At 63.7% G+C, this 23,660-nt stretch carries 27 protein-coding genes; 9 read left to right on the forward strand and 18 right to left on the reverse strand.

The features are described from left to right. Position 1: 1 nt before the first annotated feature. Complete coding sequence (locus CIK75_RS05985) at positions 2 to 1,225, reverse strand: acetyl-CoA C-acyltransferase (protein WP_086997917.1); 1,224 nt, start codon at positions 1,223 to 1,225, stop codon at positions 2 to 4. Positions 1,226 to 1,521: 296 nt separating this feature from the next. Here CIK75_RS05985 and CIK75_RS05990 point away from each other — a divergent pair, with 296 nt between their 5' ends. After that, entirely contained in the window at positions 1,522 to 2,946 is a 1,425-nt protein-coding gene (locus CIK75_RS05990; RefSeq protein WP_179204269.1) for an MFS transporter, read from the forward strand. A 66-nt stretch (positions 2,947 to 3,012) separates the two neighbouring features. Here CIK75_RS05990 and CIK75_RS05995 read toward each other — a convergent pair whose 3' ends face one another. Then, positions 3,013 to 3,546: an SRPBCC family protein gene (locus CIK75_RS05995; protein WP_086997915.1), complete on the reverse strand. Its 534-nt coding sequence runs from the start codon at positions 3,544 to 3,546 to the stop codon at positions 3,013 to 3,015. 32 nt (positions 3,547 to 3,578) lie between these two features. Beyond that, positions 3,579 to 4,727, reverse strand: a complete 1,149-nt coding sequence (locus CIK75_RS06000; protein ID WP_086997912.1) for a hypothetical protein — start codon at positions 4,725 to 4,727, stop codon at positions 3,579 to 3,581. 106 nt (positions 4,728 to 4,833) lie between these two features. Between CIK75_RS06000 and CIK75_RS06005 the strand changes: the two genes are divergently transcribed. From CIK75_RS06005 to CIK75_RS06015, 3 genes are read left to right on the forward strand one after another with little or no spacing between them, the layout of a single operon-like run. Next, positions 4,834 to 5,784, forward strand: a complete 951-nt coding sequence (locus CIK75_RS06005) for a 1,4-dihydroxy-2-naphthoyl-CoA synthase (RefSeq protein ID WP_086998041.1) — start codon at positions 4,834 to 4,836, stop codon at positions 5,782 to 5,784. 8 nt (positions 5,785 to 5,792) lie between these two features. Beyond that, a complete protein-coding gene (locus tag CIK75_RS06010) occupies positions 5,793 to 6,911 on the forward strand; it encodes an AMP-binding protein (RefSeq protein ID WP_086997909.1) in 1,119 nt (372 codons plus the stop codon). Between the two features lie 43 nt (positions 6,912 to 6,954). Then, positions 6,955 to 7,851 (forward strand): 1,4-dihydroxy-2-naphthoate polyprenyltransferase, encoded by an 897-nt coding sequence (locus CIK75_RS06015; RefSeq protein ID WP_086997906.1) that lies wholly within the window; start codon positions 6,955 to 6,957, stop codon positions 7,849 to 7,851. Positions 7,852 to 7,863: 12 nt separating this feature from the next. On the opposite strand, the gene CIK75_RS06020 is transcribed toward CIK75_RS06015, so the two are convergent. Then, a complete protein-coding gene (locus CIK75_RS06020; RefSeq protein ID WP_086997903.1) occupies positions 7,864 to 8,133 on the reverse strand; it encodes a DUF4229 domain-containing protein in 270 nt (89 codons plus the stop codon). A 54-nt stretch (positions 8,134 to 8,187) separates the two neighbouring features. Between CIK75_RS06020 and CIK75_RS06025 the strand changes: the two genes are divergently transcribed. Beyond that, positions 8,188 to 8,613 carry a PLDc N-terminal domain-containing protein gene (locus CIK75_RS06025; RefSeq protein WP_086997900.1) on the forward strand — a complete coding sequence of 142 codons (426 nt, stop codon included), beginning with the start codon at positions 8,188 to 8,190 and terminating at the stop codon, positions 8,611 to 8,613. A 29-nt stretch (positions 8,614 to 8,642) separates the two neighbouring features. Here CIK75_RS06025 and CIK75_RS06030 read toward each other — a convergent pair whose 3' ends face one another. From CIK75_RS06030 to CIK75_RS06055, 6 genes are all read right to left on the reverse strand, one after another. Further along, complete coding sequence (locus CIK75_RS06030) at positions 8,643 to 8,870, reverse strand: hypothetical protein (protein ID WP_086997896.1); 228 nt, start codon at positions 8,868 to 8,870, stop codon at positions 8,643 to 8,645. A 103-nt stretch (positions 8,871 to 8,973) separates the two neighbouring features. Then, on the reverse strand, positions 8,974 to 10,035 hold the full coding sequence (gene ccsB, locus CIK75_RS06035; protein ID WP_086997893.1) for a c-type cytochrome biogenesis protein CcsB: 1,062 nt from the start codon (positions 10,033 to 10,035) through the stop codon (positions 8,974 to 8,976). Between the two features lie 18 nt (positions 10,036 to 10,053). Continuing rightward, positions 10,054 to 11,622 carry a cytochrome c biogenesis protein ResB gene (locus CIK75_RS06040; protein WP_241895344.1) on the reverse strand — a complete coding sequence of 523 codons (1,569 nt, stop codon included), beginning with the start codon at positions 11,620 to 11,622 and terminating at the stop codon, positions 10,054 to 10,056. A gap of 110 nt (positions 11,623 to 11,732) precedes the next feature. Continuing rightward, complete coding sequence (locus CIK75_RS06045; protein ID WP_241895345.1) at positions 11,733 to 12,524, reverse strand: cytochrome c biogenesis protein CcdA; 792 nt, start codon at positions 12,522 to 12,524, stop codon at positions 11,733 to 11,735. After that, complete coding sequence (locus tag CIK75_RS06050) at positions 12,524 to 13,150, reverse strand: TlpA disulfide reductase family protein (RefSeq protein ID WP_086997887.1); 627 nt, start codon at positions 13,148 to 13,150, stop codon at positions 12,524 to 12,526. Before CIK75_RS06050 ends, CIK75_RS06045 begins: the two co-directional genes overlap by 1 nt. 5 nt (positions 13,151 to 13,155) lie before the next feature. Next, complete coding sequence (locus CIK75_RS06055; protein ID WP_086997884.1) at positions 13,156 to 13,818, reverse strand: histidine phosphatase family protein; 663 nt, start codon at positions 13,816 to 13,818, stop codon at positions 13,156 to 13,158. 170 nt (positions 13,819 to 13,988) lie between these two features. On the opposite strand from CIK75_RS06055, the gene CIK75_RS06060 reads away from it, so the two are divergent. Next, positions 13,989 to 14,822: a hypothetical protein gene (locus tag CIK75_RS06060; RefSeq protein ID WP_086997881.1), complete on the forward strand. Its 834-nt coding sequence runs from the start codon at positions 13,989 to 13,991 to the stop codon at positions 14,820 to 14,822. Between the two features lie 6 nt (positions 14,823 to 14,828). Here CIK75_RS06060 and CIK75_RS06065 read toward each other — a convergent pair whose 3' ends face one another. Both CIK75_RS06065 and CIK75_RS06070 read right to left on the reverse strand, forming a co-directional pair. Beyond that, complete coding sequence (locus tag CIK75_RS06065) at positions 14,829 to 15,485, reverse strand: redox-sensing transcriptional repressor Rex (protein ID WP_241895322.1); 657 nt, start codon at positions 15,483 to 15,485, stop codon at positions 14,829 to 14,831. After that, entirely contained in the window at positions 15,482 to 15,736 is a 255-nt protein-coding gene (locus CIK75_RS06070; RefSeq protein WP_086997875.1) for a glutaredoxin family protein, read from the reverse strand. Before CIK75_RS06070 ends, CIK75_RS06065 begins: the two co-directional genes overlap by 4 nt. A gap of 102 nt (positions 15,737 to 15,838) precedes the next feature. Here CIK75_RS06070 and CIK75_RS06075 point away from each other — a divergent pair, with 102 nt between their 5' ends. After that, positions 15,839 to 16,657 carry an HAD-IB family hydrolase gene (locus CIK75_RS06075; protein WP_086997872.1) on the forward strand — a complete coding sequence of 273 codons (819 nt, stop codon included), beginning with the start codon at positions 15,839 to 15,841 and terminating at the stop codon, positions 16,655 to 16,657. A gap of 125 nt (positions 16,658 to 16,782) precedes the next feature. Here the strand turns inward: CIK75_RS06075 and CIK75_RS06080 are convergent, their stop codons facing one another. The 6 genes from CIK75_RS06080 to CIK75_RS06105 all read right to left on the reverse strand — a co-directional run bounded on the left by CIK75_RS06080 (position 16,783) and on the right by CIK75_RS06105 (position 21,374). Then, entirely contained in the window at positions 16,783 to 16,881 is a 99-nt protein-coding gene (locus CIK75_RS06080) for an AURKAIP1/COX24 domain-containing protein (protein ID WP_003792170.1), read from the reverse strand. A gap of 127 nt (positions 16,882 to 17,008) precedes the next feature. Continuing rightward, positions 17,009 to 17,221 carry a helix-turn-helix domain-containing protein gene (locus tag CIK75_RS06085; protein WP_086997870.1) on the reverse strand — a complete coding sequence of 71 codons (213 nt, stop codon included), beginning with the start codon at positions 17,219 to 17,221 and terminating at the stop codon, positions 17,009 to 17,011. Positions 17,222 to 17,423: 202 nt separating this feature from the next. Beyond that, positions 17,424 to 17,975, reverse strand: coding sequence for a flavin reductase family protein (locus CIK75_RS06090; protein WP_086997867.1), 552 nt, complete (start codon positions 17,973 to 17,975; stop codon positions 17,424 to 17,426). Positions 17,976 to 18,059: 84 nt separating this feature from the next. Beyond that, complete coding sequence (gdhA, locus tag CIK75_RS06095) at positions 18,060 to 19,400, reverse strand: NADP-specific glutamate dehydrogenase (RefSeq protein WP_086997864.1); 1,341 nt, start codon at positions 19,398 to 19,400, stop codon at positions 18,060 to 18,062. A gap of 165 nt (positions 19,401 to 19,565) precedes the next feature. Then, positions 19,566 to 20,177: a metalloregulator ArsR/SmtB family transcription factor gene (locus CIK75_RS06100; RefSeq protein ID WP_086997861.1), complete on the reverse strand. Its 612-nt coding sequence runs from the start codon at positions 20,175 to 20,177 to the stop codon at positions 19,566 to 19,568. A 51-nt stretch (positions 20,178 to 20,228) separates the two neighbouring features. Further along, positions 20,229 to 21,374 (reverse strand): acetoin utilization protein AcuC, encoded by a 1,146-nt coding sequence (locus tag CIK75_RS06105; protein WP_086997857.1) that lies wholly within the window; start codon positions 21,372 to 21,374, stop codon positions 20,229 to 20,231. Between the two features lie 202 nt (positions 21,375 to 21,576). Between CIK75_RS06105 and CIK75_RS06110 the strand changes: the two genes are divergently transcribed. Beyond that, on the forward strand, positions 21,577 to 22,995 hold the full coding sequence (locus CIK75_RS06110; RefSeq protein ID WP_086998034.1) for a potassium transporter TrkG: 1,419 nt from the start codon (positions 21,577 to 21,579) through the stop codon (positions 22,993 to 22,995). A 25-nt stretch (positions 22,996 to 23,020) separates the two neighbouring features. Further along, positions 23,021 to 23,659: a TrkA family potassium uptake protein gene (locus CIK75_RS06115; RefSeq protein ID WP_086998031.1), complete on the forward strand. Its 639-nt coding sequence runs from the start codon at positions 23,021 to 23,023 to the stop codon at positions 23,657 to 23,659. Position 23,660 lies beyond the last annotated feature (1 nt).

Below are 23,660 nucleotides of genomic sequence, written 5' to 3' on the forward strand. Positions count from 1 at the left end.
CCTAGACTCCCTCGACGAGGAGGGCAGCTCCTTGGCCAACGCCCACACACATGGTCGCCAGTCCCAGTTTGTTCCCGGTGGAGGCTTCGCGCTCCAACCGGCCCAGCAGGGTCAGTGCGATGCGGGAGCCGGAGGAACCCAAGGGGTGGCCCAGGGAAATGGCGCCGCCGTCGTTATTGACAATGTCGGGGTTCAGGCCGAGTTCGCGCATGGAGGCCAGTGACTGCGAGGAGAAGGCCTCGTTGAGTTCCACGGCGGCGAGCTCGTCCACGGTGTGCCCGGTGCGTTCGAGGACCTTGCGGGAGGAGGGGACCGGCCCCATCCCCATGATCTCCGGCGCCACCCCTGCCGAGGCGCCGTCGAGGATGCGGGCCCGCGGGGTCAACCCGTATTTCTCGATGGCCGCCTCGGAGGCGACGATGATCGCCGAGGCACCATCGTTGAGCGTCGAGGCGTTGCCTGCGGTGACGACCGAGCCGCCCTTGACTACTGGGCGCAGGGCGGACAGGACCTCCATGGTGGTCCCGGCGCGCGGACCCTCATCGGTGTCGACGATGGTCTGGGCGCCCTTGCGTCCGGTCACGGTGACCGGGACGATCTCCTCGGAGAAGCGCCCTGCCGCTATGGCCGCGAGGGCGCGTTCGTGGGACCTGACGGCGAAGGCGTCGCAGTCCTCCCGCGAGGTCCCGAAGACGCGGGCTACCTCCTCTGCCGTCTCGGGCATGGAGAAGGTGGTTTTCCCGTCGCGGGAGAGTTCCCCGGAGAGGAAGGCGGGGTTGGGGAAGCGCCAGCCGATCGAGGTGTCGTAGGTGGCTCCTGGCTTGGCGAAGGCCTTGGAAGGCTTTTCCATCACCCAGGGAGCCCGGGACATCGATTCGACGCCGCCTGCCACGACGATATCGGCGGCCCCAGCCTTGATCATGTGGCTGGCCATCGTGATCGCTGACATGCCCGAGGCGCACAACCGGTTGACGGTGATCCCCGGGACGGAATCGGGGTAGCCGGCCAATAACCAGGCCATGCGGGCGATGTTCCGGTTTTCCTCCCCGGCACCGTTGGCGTTGCCGAGAATGACCTCGTCGACCAGTTCCGGATCGACGCCCGCCCGTTCAACGGCCGCGCGAACGGTCAACGCCGCCAGATCATCGGGACGTATGGACGCCAAGGCTCCGCCGTAGCGACCTACCGGAGTGCGGGCTCCGCCCACCAGGAATGCTTCGGACATGAAAACCCCTCTTCGGTTGGCCTCTGTTCAGGCGTCTTTGCCGGCCGTGGAATGCGTCACGGGACACAATTACCGACCAATCGTTCACTAAGAGATTCCCACCCCAAATCCGACCGGTCAACTCACCCACGTATTGATGACGAAATTGACCGCTTTTATACCTCCCGGTAACATAGATGGCTTTGACAGACTCCGGTGTTTGATGGCCGGATCGTGGACCGCCGCTGGCCCGTCCGTCTCGAGCGTTCGGAACCGGCCCCTGTCGACGAAAAGCTGAAGATATTTGGGAGGCACTCATGCCACCGGACGACAGCACACACACCGCAGCCACGGACGGCACAGCCGCCAGCGGCACCCCAGAGCCCATCGACTACTCCGAGGACATCGGCCCGGATCTGGCGACCGCCGAGGGCCGCTCGATGATTCACAAAGCCACTGCAGCTTCGGCCATGGGCAATATGACCGAATGGTTCGACTACGGCGTATACGCGGTTGCGGTCACCTACATCACCGCTCATTTCTTTCCCGGGGAGTACGGAACGATCCTGGCCTTGGCCACCTTCGCCGTCTCGTTCGTCGTGCGCCCCCTGGGGGGAATCATCTGGGGCCCGCTGGGCGACAGGCTCGGACGCAAAACCGTCCTGACCCTGACCATCCTCATGATGTCCGGGGCCACGTTCCTCATTGGCGTGCTCCCGACGTTCGACATGGTCGGGATCCTGGCTCCGGTCCTGCTGATCCTGCTGCGCCTGGTGCAGGGTTTCTCCACCGGCGGCGAGTACGGCGGCGCGGCGACCTTCATGGCCGAATACGCCCCGGATAAGAAGCGCGGATTCTTCGGCTCTTTCCTGGAGTTCGGCACACTGGGCGGTTTCGCCCTCGGTGCTGCCGTCATGCTGCTCTTCCAACTGGTGCTCCCTGAGGCGGCCATGGATTCCTGGGGCTGGCGGATCCCGTTCATGCTGGCCCTCCCGATGGGCCTGGTCGGTTTGTACCTGCGCAATAAGCTCGAAGACACCCCGGTGTTCCAGGAGCTCGAGGAGACCGGCGGGGTGGAGGAGGACGGCAGCCTCAAGGCCGTGATCACCCAATACTGGCGTCCGATGTTGGTCATGTTCGGCATGGTCGCCTGCCTGAACATGGTGAACTACACCTTGATCACCTACATGCCCACCTATCTGGAAAGCCAGCTGGGGATGGATTCGAAGCAGGCGCTGATCGTCATCATCCTCGGTGAGGTGGCCATGATGTGCGTCATCCCGTTCGTTGGCGGCCTCTCCGACAAGGTCGGTCGCAAGCCCATGTGGTATGCCTCCACCATCGGTCTGATCCTCTTTCCGGTACCGATGTTCTGGCTCATCGGCCAGAGCTTCGGGCTGGCCATCCTCGGCTTCGCGGTGCTGGGTCTGTTGTACCTCCCGCAGCTGGCCACGATCACGGCCACCTTCCCGGCGATGTTCCCCTCCCAGGTCCGTTTTGCCGGCTTCGCCATCACCTACAACGTGGCTACCGCACTCCTCGGGGGGACCGCGGCCATCGTCAACGAGGCGGTCATCGATTCCACCGGTTTCGTACTCTTCCCGGCCGTCTACATGATGATTGCGGCGGTCGTGGGTCTGATCGCCGTGCGATACATGGTCGAAACCGCCGGAGCATCGCTGCGCGGCACGGACACCCCGAATGCCAACGACACCGGGATCCTCGCCGAGGATCCCCGCTAACCGTCCCGAGAGTACGGCTGCGGGCCCGGAACCNNGGTTCCGGGCCCGCAGCCGTTAGCGGGTTCCTCAGTCCTCCGTTGCAACCCCGGGTCCGGGATCCGGTTCGACATCCGCCCCCGAAGTACTCATCCCGGTTCCTTCACCCGGGTTCCCCTCAGCGCTTTGGCGAACCTCTTCGTGGTCTCCTCGGGTTTCGGCGGCCTGCCCCAGGTTCCGGGCCAGCTCGTCGAGCCGGGCCTTCGGGTCCTGCTCGTCGTCGCCCACGATGCCGTGCAGAATCCCCGAATCCCTGCGGTCCAGTACCACCGTGCACCCGAATTCGGTTTCGGCCAGTTCGAAGGTGATCTCCGAGGCGCCCAATCCCCACCCGGGGCCCGAACGCCAGGTCATCTTCCGTCGGTTCGTCGCCGTGGTGACGTGTAGTCGGGTACTGTCCTGGCCTTCCGGCCCGTGCAGGGTGATGGACTGGCCGTCCTGAATGCCGCCATCAACCTGCTCGACTCCGGGCACCCAGCTGCAGTATTGGGCGCCATCCTGCAGCACACTCCACACCACGTCAGCGGTGGCTTTGACGTCCTGTTGGGTTCGCAACGATTCCATCCTCGGAGCCTACAGCCCCTCACCTCCTACGTTCAGTAGCGGAAGATCGCTGACATGGGGCTATCCGGGTCAACGGGTGCCGAACTGGCATGGACCAGTCCCCCGTTGCCCATCGTGGCAACGGCTGCCGCCTCGATTTGCTCACAGATCGCATACCGGTCGTCCTGGCCCAGGGCCACGATGGCATGTGGGCCCGAAGCCGCCTGTTCCCAACACCACGGATCGGCTTGAACGAATAAGGTCTCGACCCGGCCGTGCAGCGCGGCTTCATGGATTTCGGCACGATCGCTGGAGACCCTTCCGGTTCCATGGAGGGAACGGAACTGTTCGATCAGCCTCGACCTCTCGGCGCGCAACCGGTCTTCGATGACGGGCCAGGCCAGTCGATGCAGTTCGCCGGAGGACAGCGGGTCCGGGTTGCGGATCACGGCATCGTCCAGGATGTGGGGATAGTCGCCGGTGCCCCGATATTCGCTCACGAGCAGATCGGGGCCCACGAGCACCAGCGGCAGCCCGCGTTCGAACAGCAGCGGACGCAACCCGCTGGCGGCTTCACGTACGAACCGTGTCACTTCGTTCTTCTTGAAGTGCTCATCGGCGGCACCGTGGCCGTAGAACACGGCCGAACCGCCCTTGGTTCCGGCATCGGCGGCGGGCCGGGCCATGGTGTCCGAACGGGGTTCCTGGGCCTCGACGACGTCACGCAGGGCCGTGGGCACCCCGTTCAGCTCGAGTTCAACCACCTGCTGACGATCGCCCTCCAGCAGACGAAGATTCCGTTGGCTGATGGCCAAGAGCAGGAATTGTTCATCACCGGTGAGCAGCCGGAACAGCGGCCCCAGCACCAGTCGGTCACCAACCGTGGAGAATTCAGGGACGGAATACGGCACACGGTAGCTGGCATGCCACCCAGGCCGCATGAACAATGCGACCCCGTCGCTCATGTGCTGCCAGCCCCACGCGTCGTCACGCAGTTCTCTGGCAGGTGCTAACAGCTCGTCGATTTCGGCCGGGCGCAGACGCCCTTCCAGTGACTCCTCGAGAGCGTTCAGCAGGTTCTTCCAACGCAGCTGGTCCGCCCGGGACTGGTCGCCGAAGCGATGGGTGGGCATGAACATCGAGATATGTAGTGCCGCCGGATCGGCTTCAGCCAAGAACGGTAGATCGGCACGGGTGATCATTTCCAACGTGTCCTCCTGATTCCAGTGGACACTTCATTCTACAGGGTGTCGAAAAACCCGGTCGGCGGTGAGCGGCACTCGCGCTGCCGCTAGACTCGTGGGCGTGATTGAAAACGTGCTCCCACCCCAGGTATCCGATCTCTTCGACCCCACCCGTTGGCGGGTCGTGGAGGGCTTCGATTTCGAGGACGTCACCTACCACCGGCAGGTCGAACGGGACGCGGACGGAATGATCCTCCGTGATCTGCCCACCGTACGCATCGCCTTCGACCGGCCCGAGGTGCGCAACGCCTTCCGCCCCGGAACCGTCGATGAACTCTTCAGGGCTCTCGATCATGCCCGCATGACCTCGGATGTTGCCGCAGTGTTGCTGACCGGCAACGGCCCCTCGGCCAAGGACGGGGGCCACTCCTTCTGTTCCGGCGGGGACCAGCGCATCCGCGGCCGGGACGGCTACCGCTATGCCGGCGGGGAGACCGCCGAGACGATCGACCCGGCCCGTGCCGGGCGCCTACACATCCTCGAGGTCCAGCGGCTGATGCGCACCATGCCCAAGGTCGTCATCGCTGTCGTCAACGGCTGGGCGGCCGGTGGCGGCCATTCACTGCACGTGGTCTCTGATCTGACCATCGCCTCCCGTGAACACGGGAAGTTCAAACAGACCGACGCTACCGTCGGTTCCTTCGATGCCGGTTACGGTTCGACGCTGCTGGCCCGCCAGGTCGGGCAAAAGAACGCGCGCGGCATCTTCTTCCTCGCCCGCGAATATTCTGCGGACGACATGGTTTCGATGGGAGCCGTCAACGAGGCGGTGGAACACGAACGCCTGGAAGAGGTCGCCCTGGAATATGCCGCCGATATCGCCCGCCAATCACCGCAGGCGATCCGGATGCTCAAATTCGCTTTCAATCTGGCCGACGACGGACTGGCCGGTCAACAGGTCTTCGCCGGGGAGGCCACCCGTCTGGCCTATATGACCGATGAGGCTGTTGAGGGCCGCGATGCCTTCTTGGGCAAGCGGGAACCGGACTGGTCCTCGCATCCCTACTACTTCTAGGAGCCTGGATGGACTTCGAAGCCACCCTGAAAGTCGTCGCCGCGGCCCTGAATGATGAGGGACCTGCGGTGGAGATCCTGCCCGGCGATACGACGGGCAGCCATCGCATCGAAACCCCGCAGGACGCCCCGGAGGGTACCGCCGCCGTCGTGCGGACCTCCGGCTCCACAGGCACCCCGAAGCGAACGGTGCTGCCGGCGAACGCGTTGGCCGTTTCCTCCATGTCCACGGCCGAATATCTGGGGGCCGAAGGACAATGGCTGCTGGCCCTGCCGGTGCACTACGTCGCCGGGTTGGCAGTGCTCACACGCAGCCTCTACGCGGGGACCCGCCCGTGGGCCATGGACCTGAGCACCTCGTTCACCGCTGAGGCCTTCACTGCTGCCGCAGGCGAGCTGACCGACAAGGTGCGCATGACCTCGTTGGTGCCCACCCAGTTGGCCAGGCTGTTAACGGATCCAGCTCCGGAGACCATCGCGGCCCTACGCCGCTTCAACACGATCTTGCTCGGTGGTGGACCGGCCTCGGACTCGCTGCGTGCCAGCGCCCGCTCCCACGGGCTCAAGATCATCCGCACCTATGGAATGACCGAGACCTGTGGTGGCTGCGTATACGACGGAGAAGCACTCCCCGGAGTGCGCATCGACACCGTGGAGGGGAGGATCCGGCTGGGCGGTGATGTCCTCGCTGGCGGGTATTTGGGCGCCCCCGAGCAGAGCGCCGAACGTTTCCTCGTCGACGCGGAGGGAGAACGTTGGTTCACCACAGATGATCTGGGCCAGTACGAGAACGGGCTGCTCAGTGTGGCAGGACGCCTCGACGATGTCATCAACACCGGTGGCGTCAAGGTTTCTGCCGCCGCAGTGGCTGCCGCCGTGGAAACCGTTCCCGGAGTCCGTTCCGCATTGGTCGTCGGGGTCCCCGACACCGAATGGGGATCCGCCGTCGGCGCCCTGGTCACCGGGGATGCCACCGGCGAGGCCATCCGCGATGGCGTCCGGGCTTCCTTGGGAAGATCCGCGGTCCCGCGCCGGCTGTTGCAGGTCTCCGAACTGCCGGAACTCCCCGGTGGAAAACCTGACCGGCGGACCGCAATTTCCCAGTTGGCGGCGGCGGGGAGAGAATAGGACGCTGGAGAAACAGCCAGCATCCAACCGAGAGGACCCTGCCGTGGCCACCCCCGCCCAATGGATCGAAGGCGCCCGGTTGCGCACCCTTCCGATGGCCATTGCCCCGGTCATCATCGGCACGGCGGCAGCGTTCGGGGTGGCGGGAGACGTCCACTGGATTCGCGCTGCACTAGCGGCGCTGGTGTCGCTGCTTTTGCAGATCGGCGTGAACTACGCCAACGACTACTCCGACGGGATCCGCGGCACCGATGACGTGCGCGTCGGCCCCTTGCGGCTGACCGGCTCCGGTGCGGCGAAGCCCGGCCAGGTCAAGGCCGCCGCCTTCGCCTGTTTCGGCGCGGCAGCAGTCTCCGGGCTCGTCTTGGTGGTGCTGTCCGAGGCCTGGCCACTACTACTGGTCGGTGTCGCCGCAATTTTCGCTGCCTGGGGATATACCGGCGGCGACCGGCCCTACGGCTACCAGGGGCTCGGCGAGGTCTTTGTGTTCTTGTTCTTCGGCCTCGTCGCCACCTTGGGCACCACGTTCACCCAAATCCTCGAATTGCCCGCCACGGCCTGGATCGGTGCCTGCGCCACCGGGTTGATCGCCACAGCGCTGTTGATGGCCAACAACGTGCGGGATATCCCCACCGACCGCGAGGTTGGCAAACGGACCCTGGCAGTGCGTTTGGGTGATAACGGAGCCCGCGTCTCCTATGTGCTGATGCTGGGGCTGGCACTGCTGCTGCCACTGTTGGTGGTGACAGACTTCCCCTGGCTGATGCTCGTGGTGCTGGTAGCGCCGTTGTGTTTGATGCCGTCATGGGTCATGCTGCGTACCCGGGAGCGCAAGGCACTGATCCCGGTGTTGCGGCAGACAGGGTTCATCAACCTCGGCTACAGCGTGCTCTTTGCCATCGGCATGGTCGTGACGGTCCTGCTCCGTCAACAGGGCTGATGCCCCGGCGGGCTACAGGCGGTCGTCCTCGGCTTCTTCGTCCTCACGCTCTACCGCTCCCTTATGGGTTCCCGGGCTCCGGCGGAATTCTTCGACCCGGCCCTGGACCTGCTGAACGCTTTCATGGCGCAGCCGGTTCAGGAACAAATAGGCCACGCAGAAGGCGACCACGGCCGCGATGATCGCGGCCATCCAGAGATTAAAGCCCAGCAACCAATACAAGGCGGCGAAGACCGCGAAGAAGAGGACCAGTCGGATGAAGGTGTACTTGAGGAACTGCACTCTTCGATTCTACCGGCTGAAGCGGCATCTCGTTTTCTTCACTACACTAGTTCCATGGTCAGAAACTTGATGCTCGGTGCGCTGGTGGCCCTCGCCGTCACCATCTACGCGGTGATCCAGTGCGTGCAGACACCGGCAGACCGGGTGCGCAGCATTGCTAAGCCCTGGTGGATTCTGGCCATCATCCTGCTTCCCCTGGTCGGGGCGCTCTTATGGTTCTGGCTGGGCCGTCCGGATGATTCGGGCTCCGGCCCCGCCCAGGGCCAACGGCCCACGCGTGGCCCGGCAGCACCCGATGATGATCCCGATTTCCTGCGCAGCCTCGAAACTCAGCGCCGTCAACGCGCCAAGGAGGAGGACCTGCGTCGCCGGGAGGCCGAGTTGAAGGCCCGCGAGGAACAAGCCCGGAAGGATCAGCATCCGCCGCACGACGACGGATCACATTCCTCCGATCAGGATTCAAACCCTCCGACGTCCTGAAGCCAGGCTGCCCAAGGTCCTTGCGGTGTTCATTCCTGGGACTGCCGTGCTGCTTCCTTGCGGACACGCGCCCACAGGATCCCCAGCGTGACGCCGCAGGCTAGGACGAAGACCAGCGCCAACGCCAGCAACACCAGCTTGGCTACCAATGCCGCCAGAAACGTCGATACCAATGCCAGGGCAATGGCGACCATCGCCAGTAACAGCGGCAACATGGCAGTGCGGTGGAAGGGCAAAGGGTCTTGGACTGAGGGCATTAAACCACTCTAGGTCATGAAGCCCGGCACCCCCTGAACGGCAAGGACCCGGGAGGAAACCACAGTGGTTTCCTCCCGGGTCCTGGGGCGACTCTAGTGGTGGCTAGACACCCGCATAGGAGTGCAGGCCGTTGAAATACAGGTTCACCACGGTGAAGTTGAAGACGACGCAGAGGTAGCCGATGATGCTCAGCCAGGCCGAGCGGGTGCCGGTCCAGCCGCGGGTGGCCCGGGCATGCAGGTAACCGGCGAAGACCACCCAGATGACGAACGTCCAGACTTCCTTGGTGTCCCAACCCCAGTAGCGCCCCCACGCGGCCTCCGCCCAGACGGCCCCGGCCATGAGCGTGAATGTCCACATCACGAAACCGATGGTGTTGATCCGGTAGGCGAAGTTCTCCAGGGCGGCAGCACTGGGGACCATTCGCAGGAACGCGAGCTTATCGGGCTTGCCGGCGGCCAGCTTACTCTGGCGATCTGCCTGGAGCAGCTGCAGCACACTGAGAGCAAAGGTGATGGTGAACAGTGAGGAAGCCAGGACGGCAATGGAAACGTGGATGATCAGCCACGGGCTCTGCAGCGCCGGGACCAAATGGGCGACAGGGGTCGGGAAGCCCATCGTCGCGGCGCAGAGCATCAAGGTGACCAGCCCGATGACGAACGTACCCATGAAACGCAGGTCCTTGCGCAGGAGTACCACCAGGAAGACGGTGGCCACCACGAAGGCACCCGTGGTGAGGAACTCGTACATGTTCCCCCACGGCACCCGGCCGGCGGCAATGGCACGGGAAACGACGGCGAAACCGTGGATCAGCCAACCGATCCACGCGACCGAGACACCGATGCGGGCTGCGGTGCGCTTACCGGCATCCCGGGTGTAGTTCATCGATTCATTGACCAGGAGGCCATCATCTTCGGCGGGCGCATGCGGCCCGGACGGGGAATGGGTGGCTGCCGAACCACGGTCGGTTCCTGTTGTGGCCGCACCGGCCATGGCCAGCTGTCTGGCCTCATCAGCCAGCAGTCCCGATTCGAGTTCACGGATGGTGCGGCTGGATTTAGCCAGATCCCAGGCGAAGGAGATAAAGGCAATAGCGTAGGCCATGGCCGCCAACAGCATGAAGAGGTCGCTGTAGGCGCCGAGGTTTTCGTTGATCGTGGGCATGCGTTGTTCCTCTGTCTCCTAAACTTCGGTCCGGTCGGTTCCGGTGAATTCACGCTCAAGAAGTGTGCGAAGCTCCCGGGCTTCCTGCCGTACACGTGGGTCCTCGCCACGGGCGAGCACCCCGTATTCGATGATACGCCCACTCTTTTCCTCGGAAGCACTAGGCTCCTCCGTCGCGGGGTGCACCTTGATCCAGACGCGTCGGCGGGGGGTGAAGAGGGAAACGCCCAGCCCCATCAGGGCCAGTGCGGCGAAAATGGCCACCGGAAGCTTTCCTGGATCGTGGTGGACGTCCAGTGCGGCATAGCGTTTGATGCCCTTGAAGGTGATCGAGCCCTTGTCTTGGGGCAGTTTCACGGTTTCTCCCGCATTGACGACCAGACCGCCGGAATCCAATTTCCTGCTGTTCAGCTCGGTCAAGTCATCGGTGTCCAAGACGAACACGTTCTGCGGATCCCCGGCGTCCAGCCCGAGGTCACCGTAGTAGGAGTTCAGTTGCAACTGCGGCACCGTCGGGCTCGGGTCCAACGAGACCCCCACTCCATCGGCGGTGAGCCCGGCGGTGGGGAGGAATAGCCCAACAAAGCCAAGCTGGTCGGGTGCGGCATCGGGGACCTTGAGCACCAGTAGCGAGGTGAAGACGTCGTCCTGCGGCACGGCGACCACCGGGCCCGAGTAGGCGACCTTGCCGTTGCCGTCATGGACAACGATGTCGGGGGCGTACCCGTTGCCCACTAGGTAAACGGCGGTTCCGCCGATCCGCAACGGATGGTTCACGCGCAAGTCGTGTTTTTGTGCTTTCTCGCCGGGTTCGCTCGTGGTGACCTGGGCGTGGAAGTCGATGGGCTGGCCGTAGTGGGTCGTTGATTCACGGTCGTAGGTGACGTCGAAGTCGTCCAAAGTCACGGAGAAGGGGCTCAACGAACTCTCTTTGAAACCCGTTCCGGGGTTGAAGGAGTCGTAGGAAACCAGCGTGTTGACCAGTGATTCGCCGACCACGACGATCCGCTGGCCGGTATAGCCGAAGACCCCACCGATCGCGACGGAGATCAGGACCCCGATGAGCGAGAAGTGGAAGACCAGGTTCCCGATTTCACGGACGTAGCCGCGTTCGGCGGCCACGGACGGCGTCTTGTCTTGTGGACGTTGCTCGACACGGTAACCGCGTTTGCGCAGCAGCGCGGCGGAACGGCTGAGTACCTCGCTGTCGCTCCGGGCCGCGGCATCGGAGGTGATCTCGAACTTCCCGTTTTCGGGAAGCCGCGACAGCCGTGCCGGCGTCCGCGGTGGAGGAGTGCGCAAGGTCTTGTAGTGCTTTTTTGCCCGCGGAAAAACACAGCCGATCAACGAGATGAACAGCAGCAGGTAGATCGCGGAGAACCAGACGGAGGAGAAGACGTCGAATAGCTGGAAAGTGTCCAGCCATTTTCCCAGCACCGGCTTATTCTCCAAATAGGCGGTGACTTCCGTGGGGTTCACCGGGCGCTGCGGGAACAGCGATCCCGGGACGGTAGCCACGGCCAGGAGCAGCAGCAGGAACAAGGCGGTGCGCATGCTGGTCAACTGCGTCCAGGCCCACCGCACCATGCCCCACGGCCCAAGCGAGGGGACCGTCACGTCGGACTTTGCCCCACCGCGGGGTTTTTTCCCGCCATCGGATCCCGACGACGGGTGATTGGACTTGCTCTTCACGGCCATCAGATCGGCAACCTTACTTCGTTGGTGAACCATGTTTGCAGCTGGACGACCCAGTCACCCCACAGCCCTGTGGCCATCACGATGCCCAGCAGGATGAGCAGGAGGCCACCGGCGCGCATGACGGCCAGTTGGTGTCGTTTGAAGAAGGCCAGCGTGCCGGCTGCACGGCGGAAGCCCAGGGCGATGAGCAGGAACGGTACGCCCAATCCCAAACAGTAGGCGAAGGTCAGCAGGGCGCCGCGCATGACGTTGGCGTCGGGGCCGGTTCCCATGATGAGTACGGCCGAGAGCGTCGGACCGATGCACGGGGCCCACCCTAGCCCGAAGGTCATTCCCAGCACGGGGGCACCCCAGAGACCTGCTGGAGGTTTGCTGTGGATCTTGCGGTCGCGCTGGAACCAGGAGAATCCTCCCATGAACACCAGGCCCATGATGATGACCACCAGGCCCAGAACCTGGGTGATCCAGTCGCCCTTCACCGTCAACCAGACGCTCAGCTGCGAGAAGACGACACCCACCAGCATGAAGACCACGCTGAAACCCAGGACGAATAATCCGATGCCGGTGAGCATCCGCCCGCGTTTCTGCTCGGCCAGGTCGGCACCGGTCAACCCGGTCACGTAACCCAGGAACCCGGGAACCAGCGGCAGAACGCAGGGCGAGAGGAAGGAGACGAGACCGGCGAGGATGGCCACCGGGATCGAGAGGAGTAGCGAGCCATCCTGGACGGCCTCGGCGAAGGGATTGCCCTGGGCGTTCAGCGCCGGCAGGGCAGTGACGAGCCCGGCGATCACGCGGACTCGGTGACCAGGTCGGAGATCAGTGCCTTCAGGGTGGACTCATCTGCCTCACCCAGCAGCCGGGCTGCCACCCGACCCTGGCGGTCCAACACCAGGGTGGTCGGCACAGCCTGCGGGGGAACGTATTCGGTCATCGAGAGCAGAATCGAGCCATCGGCGTCGGGCATTGAGGGGTAATCGATCTTGAAGGTGCGTTCGAACGCTTTGGCCGTGTCGTGACCATCACGGACGTTCACACCGAAGAACTGCACACCCTTTTTCTTGAAGGCCTTGCTCAGTTTGGCCAGATGCGGCGCTTCCAGTCGGCACGGAGCACAGGCGGCATACCAAAAGTTCAAGACCGTGATCTGGCCGGTGAGCTGCGCCGAGTCAATGGTTTTACCCTCGTACGTCGTGCCGTTCAGTTCCACGGGCTTCCCGCGGCTTGCTTGATCGTATTCCTGAACGGATCCGTCGCCGGCAATGTAGTTCTTCCCGTTGCCTGCTTTGGCCTGCTCCGCCAGCGGGTCTTCCGAGGCCGTGCAGGCGGCCAGCGGCAAGACGACGGCGAAGAGCGCTGCGGAACGCAGGATGTGGCGTCGTGCGGGAAGGGATGAATCGGACGGGTGGGACGGCATGTTCTTTAGGCTCCGGGGATATTAGCCGCGTTGGCCAGCAGGTCAGCGCAGGGTTCGGTATAACGAACGGCAACGAGCCGTTCCCCCTCAAAATCCAGGCTGGTGACCGACGCTAGCGTGCATTGCCGCTTCCGGGGGTCATGCCATAGGTGCTTTTTTTCGGCGGCCAGGCGCGTTACCCAGATGGGTAGCTGGTGGCTGACCAGCACTGCCTGTGCCCCGGGGCCGCCGAGTGAAACGGCCCGGTCGCGGTGATCCTTCACTGCGGACATCATGCGTTCGACCTGGACCTGGTAGGGCTCCCCCCAGGACGGACGCAACGGGTTGATGAGATAGGGCCAGTGCCGCGGGTTGCGCAGGTGACCCTTGACTCCGGAGAGTCCTTCGAAATGGTTCCCACCCTCGATCAGTCGGTCATCGGTGGCGATCTGCAGGTCCAGGGCCTGGGACGTGGGTTCGGCGGTTTCCTGGGCCCGGACCAACGGCGAGGCCGCCAGATGCACGATCTCGGCTCCTGCCTTTCGCTGGGCACCGAAGTACTCAGCGGCCCGATATGCCATGGTGTGCCCGAGGTCGGAGAGGTGGAATCCGGGTAGCCGACCATAGAGCACCTTGTCCGGGTTGTAGACCTCCCCGTGACGGAGCAGGTGGACGGTGGCGACAGGCATGCCCCCAGTGTCTCAAAACTTTGCGGCGACACCTAAAAGGAAGTAGTGATCCCGCCCACTCTTGCTTCGGTCCGGCACAATTCAGCCTTCTTGATGATGCCCCGGCCCGGGGGTGGCGCATTAGTCTGGGAACTGGGCCCGCCGTACGCAAGACCATTGGAGGACAGAGAATGAGCACCCCCACCCCCGAGGATCCCCGACAAGACCCGGACGCCGTCTCCGGTGACGGCGTTCCGCCGGTGCCCGGACCTCCGCAGTACGGGCAGCGCCTGCCCGACGGCGGAGCAGGCGCCTCCGGATCCCCGCAATACGGCCAAAACGCCCCGGGCCAGTACGGCCAGGGACAATACGGTCCAGGCCAGTACGGCCAGCCGGGTCCCGGCCTGCCTCCGGGCTACGGCCAGCCCGGTCAGCCGAACCTACCGCCCCCCGGACAGGGCTACTCCACTCCAGCCCCCTCTGCCTACGGCTATGGCTACGGCCAGCAGCCCGCCGGTGGAGCGCCGGGGTTTGCCGGTCCTGCCGGTACGAGGCCGACGCCGCCGAAACAGCTCAATATCGCCTTCTGGCTGATCATGGCTGCTGGGATCCTCACCCTGGTGCAGGCACTCGTCCTCATCTTCGTCCCCTCCTCGGTGTTCATGCAGGCGTTCAACGAGGCCATGTCCGCCCAAGATCCCGAGATGCAGCGACAGTTCAAGGATGCGGGGATCGACATCCAGTCCATGGTCGCCCCGATGAAGATCGTCGCCACCATCCTCATGGTCGTCACGGCAGGGGTATATGCCCTGATCGCGAGCTTCATCCGCAAGGGCAGCAACGGGGCACGAATCACCGGAACCGTGTTCGCGGCGATTTCATTGATTGGCCTCGTGGCCCCCTCGGATCCTTTGACCCTGATCATCACCGTGCTGGGCATCGCCGGGATCGTGTTCGCCTGGTTAACACCTTCCTCGCAATACGTGAAGGCGATGACCCAGCGTAAGCGCGGCGGTTTCCGCTAGGAGGCGTCAGGCCGGGTCAGCCGGCCTGCCGGCCCCGAATCCTGCATGGTAGGCCAGGATCTGCAGCTCGCGGGCCATATCTACCCGACGTATGTGGATGCCCTCGGGGACGTGGAGGATGACCGGGGCGAAACTCAGAATGTTGGTGATCCCCGCACCAACGACCCGGTCGCAAAGTCTCTGGGCCGCCGGCCCGGGCACGGCTAATACGGCCATGTTCAAACCCAGTTCCGCGGTCGCGGCTGCCAGTTCACCCACCGGGCGGACCGTGAGCCCGGCCACGGTATCGCCGATGATATTTTCGGCGACATCGAAGACGGCTTGGATGCTGAACCCGCCCTCCCGGAACCCGGCGTAGCCGGCGAGTGCACGGCCCAGGTTGCCGGCGCCAAGGATCCCGACCCGCCAATCCCGTTCCAACCCCAGGGTCGCGGAGATGGTCTCAGCCAGCACTTCGATCCGGTAGCCGACACCACGAGTCCCGAAGGTCCCCAGCAACGACAGGTCCTTACGCAGGATTGCCGAATTCACGCCGGCAGCGGCGGCCAGAACTTCCGAGGAGATGGTCGAGCGGCCGACCTCGCGCATGGCTTCCAACGCCCGAAGATAGCCGGTCATCCGGCTCAGCGTCGCTTCAGGTAATGCCTTTTGCACGGGAATCACGCGCCGATCAACTTCTCGAGCCGGTCAGCATCGATCACCCAGAAATCCCGTTGTACGCCGTCGACCAGCAGCACCGGAACCTCTTCGCCAAATTCGTGCATGAGCGCTGGATCGTCATCAATGAGAACCTCGTCCCAAGCGACTCCATGCCGTTCCGCCACCGTTTGGACGGTGGTGCGGGCGGCCGCGCAGAGATGGCAGCCGGTCCGGCTCAAGAGCCTGACCCGAGGTGTCTGAAACGAAGAATCCATACTCTCAACCTACCGTTTCACCACCGCTGTGCAGCAGAAACGAGCCGTCCCATGACGCGCACCACAGCTCGTGTGCTCGGCGTCGGTGGATAGACTGTCCAGATGCCAGAGCAGCCCCGCGCCGCCCACGTATCCGCAGACCCACCCATTCGTGGGCATGCTGCCGCCTTCTTCGATGTCGACAACACCATGATGCGCGGGGCCAGCCTGTTTGCCGTGGCCCGCAAAATGTACAGTCGCGGGGCGTTCAGTCTGCGCCATGCCCTGTGGATGGGCGTGCAGCAGGTCAGTTTCATCCTGCGCGGCGAGGACCTGGCACAAGTCCATCGGATCAGGGACCAGGCGCTGGCCCTGGCCGCAGGCATCTTGGTCGACGACATGAGCGCCCTCGGCGACGAGATCTACGACGAATTCATTGCGAGCCGGATCTGGCCCGGGACCCGGGCGCTGGCGCAGGCGCATCTCGATGGGGGCCGCCCTGTGTGGCTGGTGACGGCCACACCCGTGGAAGTGGCCGAGGTGATCGCTGGCAAGCTGGGCCTCTCCGGGGCCCTGGGCACCGTGGTGGACCAGCACGAGGGGGTCTACACGGGCCGACTGGTCGGCGAGATCCTGCACGGACCGGCCAAGGCCACCGCCGTCACCGAGCTGGCCGCACGCGAAGATCTAGACCTGTCGGAGAGTTGGGCCTATAGCGACTCCTATAACGACGTGCCGCTGCTCACCGTCGTCGGGCATCCGGTGGCGATCAACCCCGACGTACGGCTGCGCCGACACGCCCTGGCCCACAACTGGCCCGTCTACGACTTCCGACGGGGTCGACGTGCGGCAACCATCGGCATCCGGGCCGCAACCCTGTCGGGAGCCGCCTACGGCCTCTGGCGCGGCCTGCAAATGATGCGGCGTCACTTCCGCCCCTAACGCACGCTGAACGGGCGGCAGGCAACGTTTCCGCGCCGATCTCCTGATATAACGACGGCGGGGCCCCACCCGAAGGTGGGGCCCCGCCGTCATGCGCCCAGAGCGGGATCATGTCCCGCCGGGTGCTACTTCTTATTGCGGCGCTGGTGGCGCGTCTTGCGAAGCAGCTTACGATGCTTCTTCTTGGCCATCCGCTTGCGGCGCTTCTTGATAACTGAGCCCATTTGGTTCCTCACAGACTAATGTTTGATTACTGCTGACGGCCACGCGGGGAGCAGGCAGCAACCGTCGCGGACGTTAAATGTTCCCTACTAGTTTACCTTGCCCATGGAGGCCATGCGGACCACGCCCTCAGGCGGTCTCCGACGCCCCATCCACACGCGCGGTTTTCAGGTATTCCTCAACGGCGGTCTCCGGAACGCGGTACGAGCGACCGAAGCGGACTGCCGGAAGGTCTCCTGCGTGCACGAGGCGATACACAGTCATTTTCGACACACGCATCATCTCGGCGACTTCCGCCACCGTCATGAAGCGCGCGTTCGAAAAGTTCTTAGCGTCGGCCATCGGCAATTTCTCCTGAATCGGATGATAAGGAACACCCCAGCGAGGCAACGCGCAGAAAAACCGCACGCAGTACCATCTAGCAGACCACACTAGTGGCTGGTGGTGTGATTGTGAAACCCGTCGCACGAACTCCGGTCATCCCGTGTTCATCTGGGCCAAGCGCCGAACCTTGGAATACTGGGCCACGACGGCGTCCTGCCGGTCATCGCCTCAAATGCCGGTATTCACGGGAAAAGTGGATCAGTGGGTCGTTCCCACCGGCCGAATCCTCGGTGGTGCCCATGGCCACGACCTCACCGACGACCACCAGATGTGTTGCCACTTCGTGCACTGCCGTCGTTCTCAGATCGAACCAGGAAATCGCACCGTCGATCACTGCGGCCCCGCTCACCGGCGCCCGCCGGAAGGGGACTTGGCTCAACAGGCCATGGACGGGGTTGGCGGGGCTGGCCAACCAGTTGGCGATCCCCTGGTGCTCCCCGTGCAACAGCGACAGGGTCCACCCCTCGGATTCGGAGACTGCTTCACCTATGCGACCGTCCCCGTAGAGGCTGACCAGCATCGTCGGCGGATCGTAGGACACGTCCAAAAACCCGGTGACCGTCGCGGCGATGTCTCGGCTATATCTGCGTGTGGCCACCACCGCGGCCCCCGAGGCAATGTCCCCGGCGAGCAGACGATACGTGTCGATATCATCTTGCTTCGGCGCGTCCGGGTCGATGCGGTGGGCGGTGAGTGCTTCGGTGTTCTCCATACCCCCATGTAAACACCCCTGACACGACGATGTCCCGGACGCCGTGGCGTGCGGGACATCGACCGAGGGTTTCGGGTGTTGGACCTAGATGACGCCCAGGGCCAGCATGGCATCGGCGACCTTGGTGAAGCCGGCGATATTGGCGCCGGCGACGTAGTTGCCGGGTTTTCCGTAGCGGTCCGCAGTCGTGGCACACGTGGAGTGGATGCCAATCATGATTTCCTCGAGACGGCGTTCGGTGTGACCGAAGCTCCACGAATCACGGCTGGCGTTCTGCTGCATCTCCAGCGCGGAGGTTGCCACACCACCGGCGTTGGCTGCCTTGCCCGGCCCGAAGAGGACCCCTGCCTCCTGGAAGATGGCGGTGGCATCGGCGGTGCAGGGCATGTTCGCCCCTTCGGCGACCGCGACGATGCCCGCTTCGACCAGACGTTTGGCGTCCTTGGCTTCGAGTTCGTTCTGCGTGGCGCTGGGCAGGGCCACCGTGGCGTCCACATCCCAGACACAGCCGTTCTCGACATATTTCGCCTTGCCACCGCGCCGTTCGGCATATTCGCTGATCCGACCGCGTTCGACTTCCTTGATCTGGCGCAGCAGGGCCACGTCGATGCCGGCTTCGTCGACGATGTATCCGCCGGAGTCGGAGGCCGCGACGGCCGTCGCCCCGAGGGACTGTGCCTTGTCGATGGCGTTGATGGCCACGTTGCCCGACCCGGAGACGACCACGCGCTGGCCGTCGAAGGTGGCCCCTCGGGTCTTGAGCATCTCCTGGGCGAACAGGACGGCGCCATATCCGGTAGCCTCCGGACGCAGCAGCGAGCCTCCCCAGCCCATGCCCTTTCCGGTGAGCACGGCCGATTCGTAGCGGTTGGTGATCCGCTTGTACTGGCCGAAGAGGAAGCCGATTTCACGGCCTCCCACACCGATATCGCCGGCGGGAACGTCGGTGTATTCGCCGATGTGGCGGTACAGCTCGGTCATGAAGGACTGGCAGAAGCGCATGACCTCGCCTTCGGACCGGCCGCGCGGGTCGAAGTCCGAACCGCCCTTGCCGCCGCCGATGGGCATTCCGGTCAGGGCGTTCTTGAAGACCTGTTCGAAGCCCAAGAACTTTACGGTGCCCAGGTAGACCGAGGGGTGGAAGCGCAGGCCGCCCTTATACGGGCCGAGCGCCGAGTTGAATTCAACCCGGAAGCCGCGGTTGATCTGCACCTTGCCCTCGTCATCGGTCCACGGGACACGGAAGATGATCTGGCGCTCGGGCTCGCACATGCGCTGCAGAATGGCCGCGTCGGCGTATTCGGGGTGCTTGCCGATCACTGTGTTGAGGCTTTCGAAGACCTCGGTCACGGCCTGGTGGAATTCGGATTCACCCTGATTGCGGTGGAAAACGTCTTCGCGGATATCGAGCAGATGCTGATCCAAGCGGTACTCCTTAGAACTTACGGGGTGGGCGCGACGGCACCCATAGGGGGGGTGATGAGCGTCGGCGCTCCGAGAAGAACAATGGCACGTCCGGGGCCATCAGACCCAACCGATCGTAAAATATCCGAGAACCAGTCGTAACGTAGACCAGCCCGATGGCCGCCTCTAGCGGCGCCGGCCGAACTTCGGTTTCTGTAGCCTTTCGAGAAGGTCCTGGGCCCGACCGGTGACCTGTTCAACTGTACGCCCCACGGTCCGCCCCAACTGTTGTGGAGTGTTCCCGGAGCCCGGGTTTGCGGGGTTTTCCTGCTCAAGAGCCAACGCCTCCTGGGCGGAACGCTCCTCCAGTTCTCGTTGCTGGGCGGAACGATACGAAGCCGCCGTCTCCAAAGCTCGGACCGTCGCTTCCTCCCCCGCATTGTCGTCGACAGTTGCCGTATCGAGGTCGTTGCCGAATGACCCGTCTTTCTTGTATTCTGCGCGCGTAATCGCGGTCACGGCCATTTCGGCACCAGCGTGGCCAGGAAATGCAGCCAACCAGCTGGCGGCCCGGTGCAGGGCCCCTGGTTCGACAGAATAGATTCGACGCTGCCCATCGGCACGCATGCGCAGCACACCGACTTCACGTAAAACCTTCAGATGTTTGGATACCGTCGGCTGGGACACCTCAAGGAGCTGGACGAGGTCTCCCACGGAGTTCTCCTCTTCACGCAGGGCCTCGAGGATCCTGCGCCGGGTCGGATCTGCCAGGACGGAAAAGACGTCGTCGAAGGTCATTCCATCACCTTATCCGCAGATGTTCGTCCGGGCATCCCGGCCCCTGAACGCTCAGTCGAACCACGGGTCGAGCCCAAAGACGGGAAAGACCTCTTTGCGGGTGGCCATGATGGTCCGGTCAATGAAATCAGCCGGGTCGTAGCCCACTTCCCAGGAGCGCCACCAGAGGTCGACGCCATCGTTCATCAGCGCGGGACCGGCGGCACCGTACTTTTCTTTCACATAGGCCAACCAGCTGCCCGGCACCTCGGTACGCAACGGCACCGGCTGGCCTCCAGCGATCGCCACCAGATGGCTCCACGCCCGGGGAACGACCTGGATGAGGTTATATCCCCCACCGCCGGTGGCGATCCACCGTCCGCCACAGTGGCGTTCGGCCAGGTCGGAAATATCCAGGGCATTTTGTCGTTGACCGTCGACGCTCAAACGGAGATTGCTCAAATCGTCCTCGCGATGACCGTCACAGCCGTGTTGACTGACGATCACCTCGGGTTCGAAGGCGGCCACCAGTTGCGGTACCACCGCGTGGAAGGCTCGCAACCAGCCAGCATCGGTGGTCCCTGCCGGCAGTGCCACGTTCACCGCACTGCCGATGGCTTCGGTGCCACCTGTCTCATTGGCGAAGCCCGTCCCGGGGAACAGTGACATCCCCGATTCGTGCAAGGAAATGGTCAGGACCCGGGGGTCATCCCAGAAGATCGATTGGGTTCCATCGCCGTGGTGGGCATCTACGTCGATATAGACGACCCGCTGCGTACCACCGTCGAGAAGCCGCTGGATGGCCAACGCGGCGTCGTTGTAGATGCAGAATCCGCTGGCTTTGCCACGGGAAGCATGGTGCATGCCGCCGGCAAAGTTGACCACATGCAGGGCACGTTCGGCCAGCACTGCCTCGGCCGCCTGGAGCGAACCTCCAGCCAGGCGGGCACTGGCCTCATGGATATCGGCGAAAGCCGGGGTGTCCTCCGTGCCCAGCCCGCGTTCCTCGTTGACTTCATCAGGATGCTCGCCGGCGTATTGGACCGCTGAGATGTATTCCCGTTCGTGTACAAGCGCCAGCTCGTCGATGGTGGCAACCTCGGGGGCCAATAGTGAGATGTTCTTCCGCTCCAGGATGCCCAGACCCTCGATCATGCGCATGGTCAGATCCAGACGCGAGGGATGCATCGGATGACTGTCACTGAAACGGTAGGACATCAAGTCCTCGCTCCAGAGGATCTCCGTCGGCGGTGAAGGCGGTGTCGTCAAGCTCACGGGGTCAGGCTACGCGATATCGCCCTCCGACGGGTGAATGTCATCGCCGCGGCGGTTGCCCGCCGCCTAGCCGGTGGGAGGTGCTTTACTGTGGACAGTGCCGGGAAACGCCCGGATCCACCGTTTCCCGGAGCAGCCCGCGACCATGTCCGCCATACCACCAGCCACCCCGCTCAGTTGGGGGAACGCCGTGCCGCGTTTCCTCCACGGGGTACGCGACTTCGTCGACACTGTCGCGGCCACCTCGCCGGCACGGTTGGCAATCGGTGTATTCCTTCTGGTCATCGCCCTGTTCACGACACTGCTTTCGTTGCCGGTGGCCTCCTCTAGCGGGGAATTCACTCCCCTCCACGATGCCCTCTTCACGGCCACTTCAGCTGTCTGCGTGACCGGCCTGACGGTGGTGTCCACGGCGGCACACTGGTCGTTCTTTGGCCAAGTAGTCATCATCGTCGGCATCTTCATAGGTGGTCTGGGCATCCTGACGCTGGCCTCGTTACTCTCCTTGGCGGTGAGCAAACGGCTGGGCGTGCGCGGCAAGCTCCGCGCCCAGGAAGCGATGAACATCCAAAATGTTGGGCGCCTCGGAGAGGTCGGCACTTTGTTGCGGGTCGTCATCACGACGTCGGTGACCATCGAAGCCCTGCTGGCGCTGGCCCTCGCCCCACGGTTCTTGGTGTTGGGCGAGTCCATCGGCCAGGCCATCTGGCATGGGATCTTCTACGCAATCTCGGCTTTCAACAGTGCTGGTTTCACCCCGCATTCCGATGGTTTGGTCCCCTACGAAACCGATTTGTGGGTTCTGGTCCCCATCACGGTCGGGGCCATCATCGGTTCTCTGGGGTTCCCGGCCCTCATGGTGCTGATCGTCTTCCGCGGTAAATTCCGCAAATGGAACCTCCACACCAAACTGACCGTCGTGGTCTCGGGCATCCTGCTGCTGGTGGGCAGCCTCAGCTGGGGCCTCATGGAGTGGAACAACCCGCAGACGATCGGCGGGATGAGCCTGTCAGATAAGCTCATCCACTCCTTCTTCGCTTCGGCGATGACCCGTTCAACTGGTTTTTCCCTGGTCGACCAGAACCAGCTCGAATCCTCCACGATGCTGCTCACCGATGCCCTGATGTTCGCCGGCGGCGGTTCCGCCTCCACCGCGGGTGGCATCAAGGTCACGACGATCGCCGTGATGTTTTTGGCCATAGTGGCCGAAGCGCGGGGCGATAAAGACATCAAGGCCTTCGGCCGGCGCATCCCCGAAAGCACCATGCGCGTGGCGATCTCCGTCGCCGTTCTCGGCGCCACACTGGTCAGCGTGGGGACCGGCCTGATCCTATCCATCAGCGACGAACCGTTGGACCGGGTCCTTTTCGATTCGATTTCCGCGTTCGGCACGGTGGGGCTGAGCACGAATCTGGCTGCCGAACTCCCACCCGAGGGTAAATATGTTCTCTCCGCCCTCATGTTTGCCGGACGCGTGGGCACCATTACACTGGCGACGGCACTGAGCCTGCGCCAACGCAACCAGTTGTACCACTATCCGGAAGAGAGGCCGATCATTGGCTGATAACTCGTCGAACCACAATGCGCCGGTGCTGGTCATCGGTCTGGGCCGCTTCGGTGCGGCGGTGGCCAATCAGCTCGTGCGCCAGGGCCGGGAAGTTCTGGCCATCGAACGGAACCAGGATCTGGTGCAGAAGTGGGCCGGTACGCTCACCCATGTGGTGGAGGCCGATGCGACCAACGTCGATGCCTTGCGTCAGCTCGGAGCCCAGGACTTCAGTTCGGCGGTGGTCGGCGTGGGCACCTCGATTGAGTCCTCGGTGCTGATCACCGTGAACCTGGTCGATCTCGGGGTCGAGCACCTCTGGGTGAAGGCGATTACTCCTTCACACGGCAAGATCCTCTCGCGGATCGGTGCCAACCACGTAGTTTACCCGGAAGCTGATGCCGGAGTGCGCGCAGCCCACTTGGTGGGTGGGCGCATGTTGGACTTTATCGAGTTCGACGATGGGTTCGCGATCGTCAAAATGTACCCACCGAAGGAAACTCAGGGCTTCACCCTGGGCGAATCACAAGTCAGGTCCAAATACGGAGTGACCATCGTCGGCGTGAAGTCTCCCGGAGAGGACTTCACCTATGCCCAGCCCGATACCAAGGTCACCCGGCGGGACATCCTCATCGTTTCCGGACACGTGGACCTGCTCGAACGATTCGCTTCCCGCCCTTAGG

Source organism: Glutamicibacter sp. BW78 (assembly GCF_002332245.1).
Taxonomy (GTDB): Bacteria; Actinomycetota; Actinomycetes; order Actinomycetales; family Micrococcaceae; genus Arthrobacter_H; species Arthrobacter_H rhombi_A.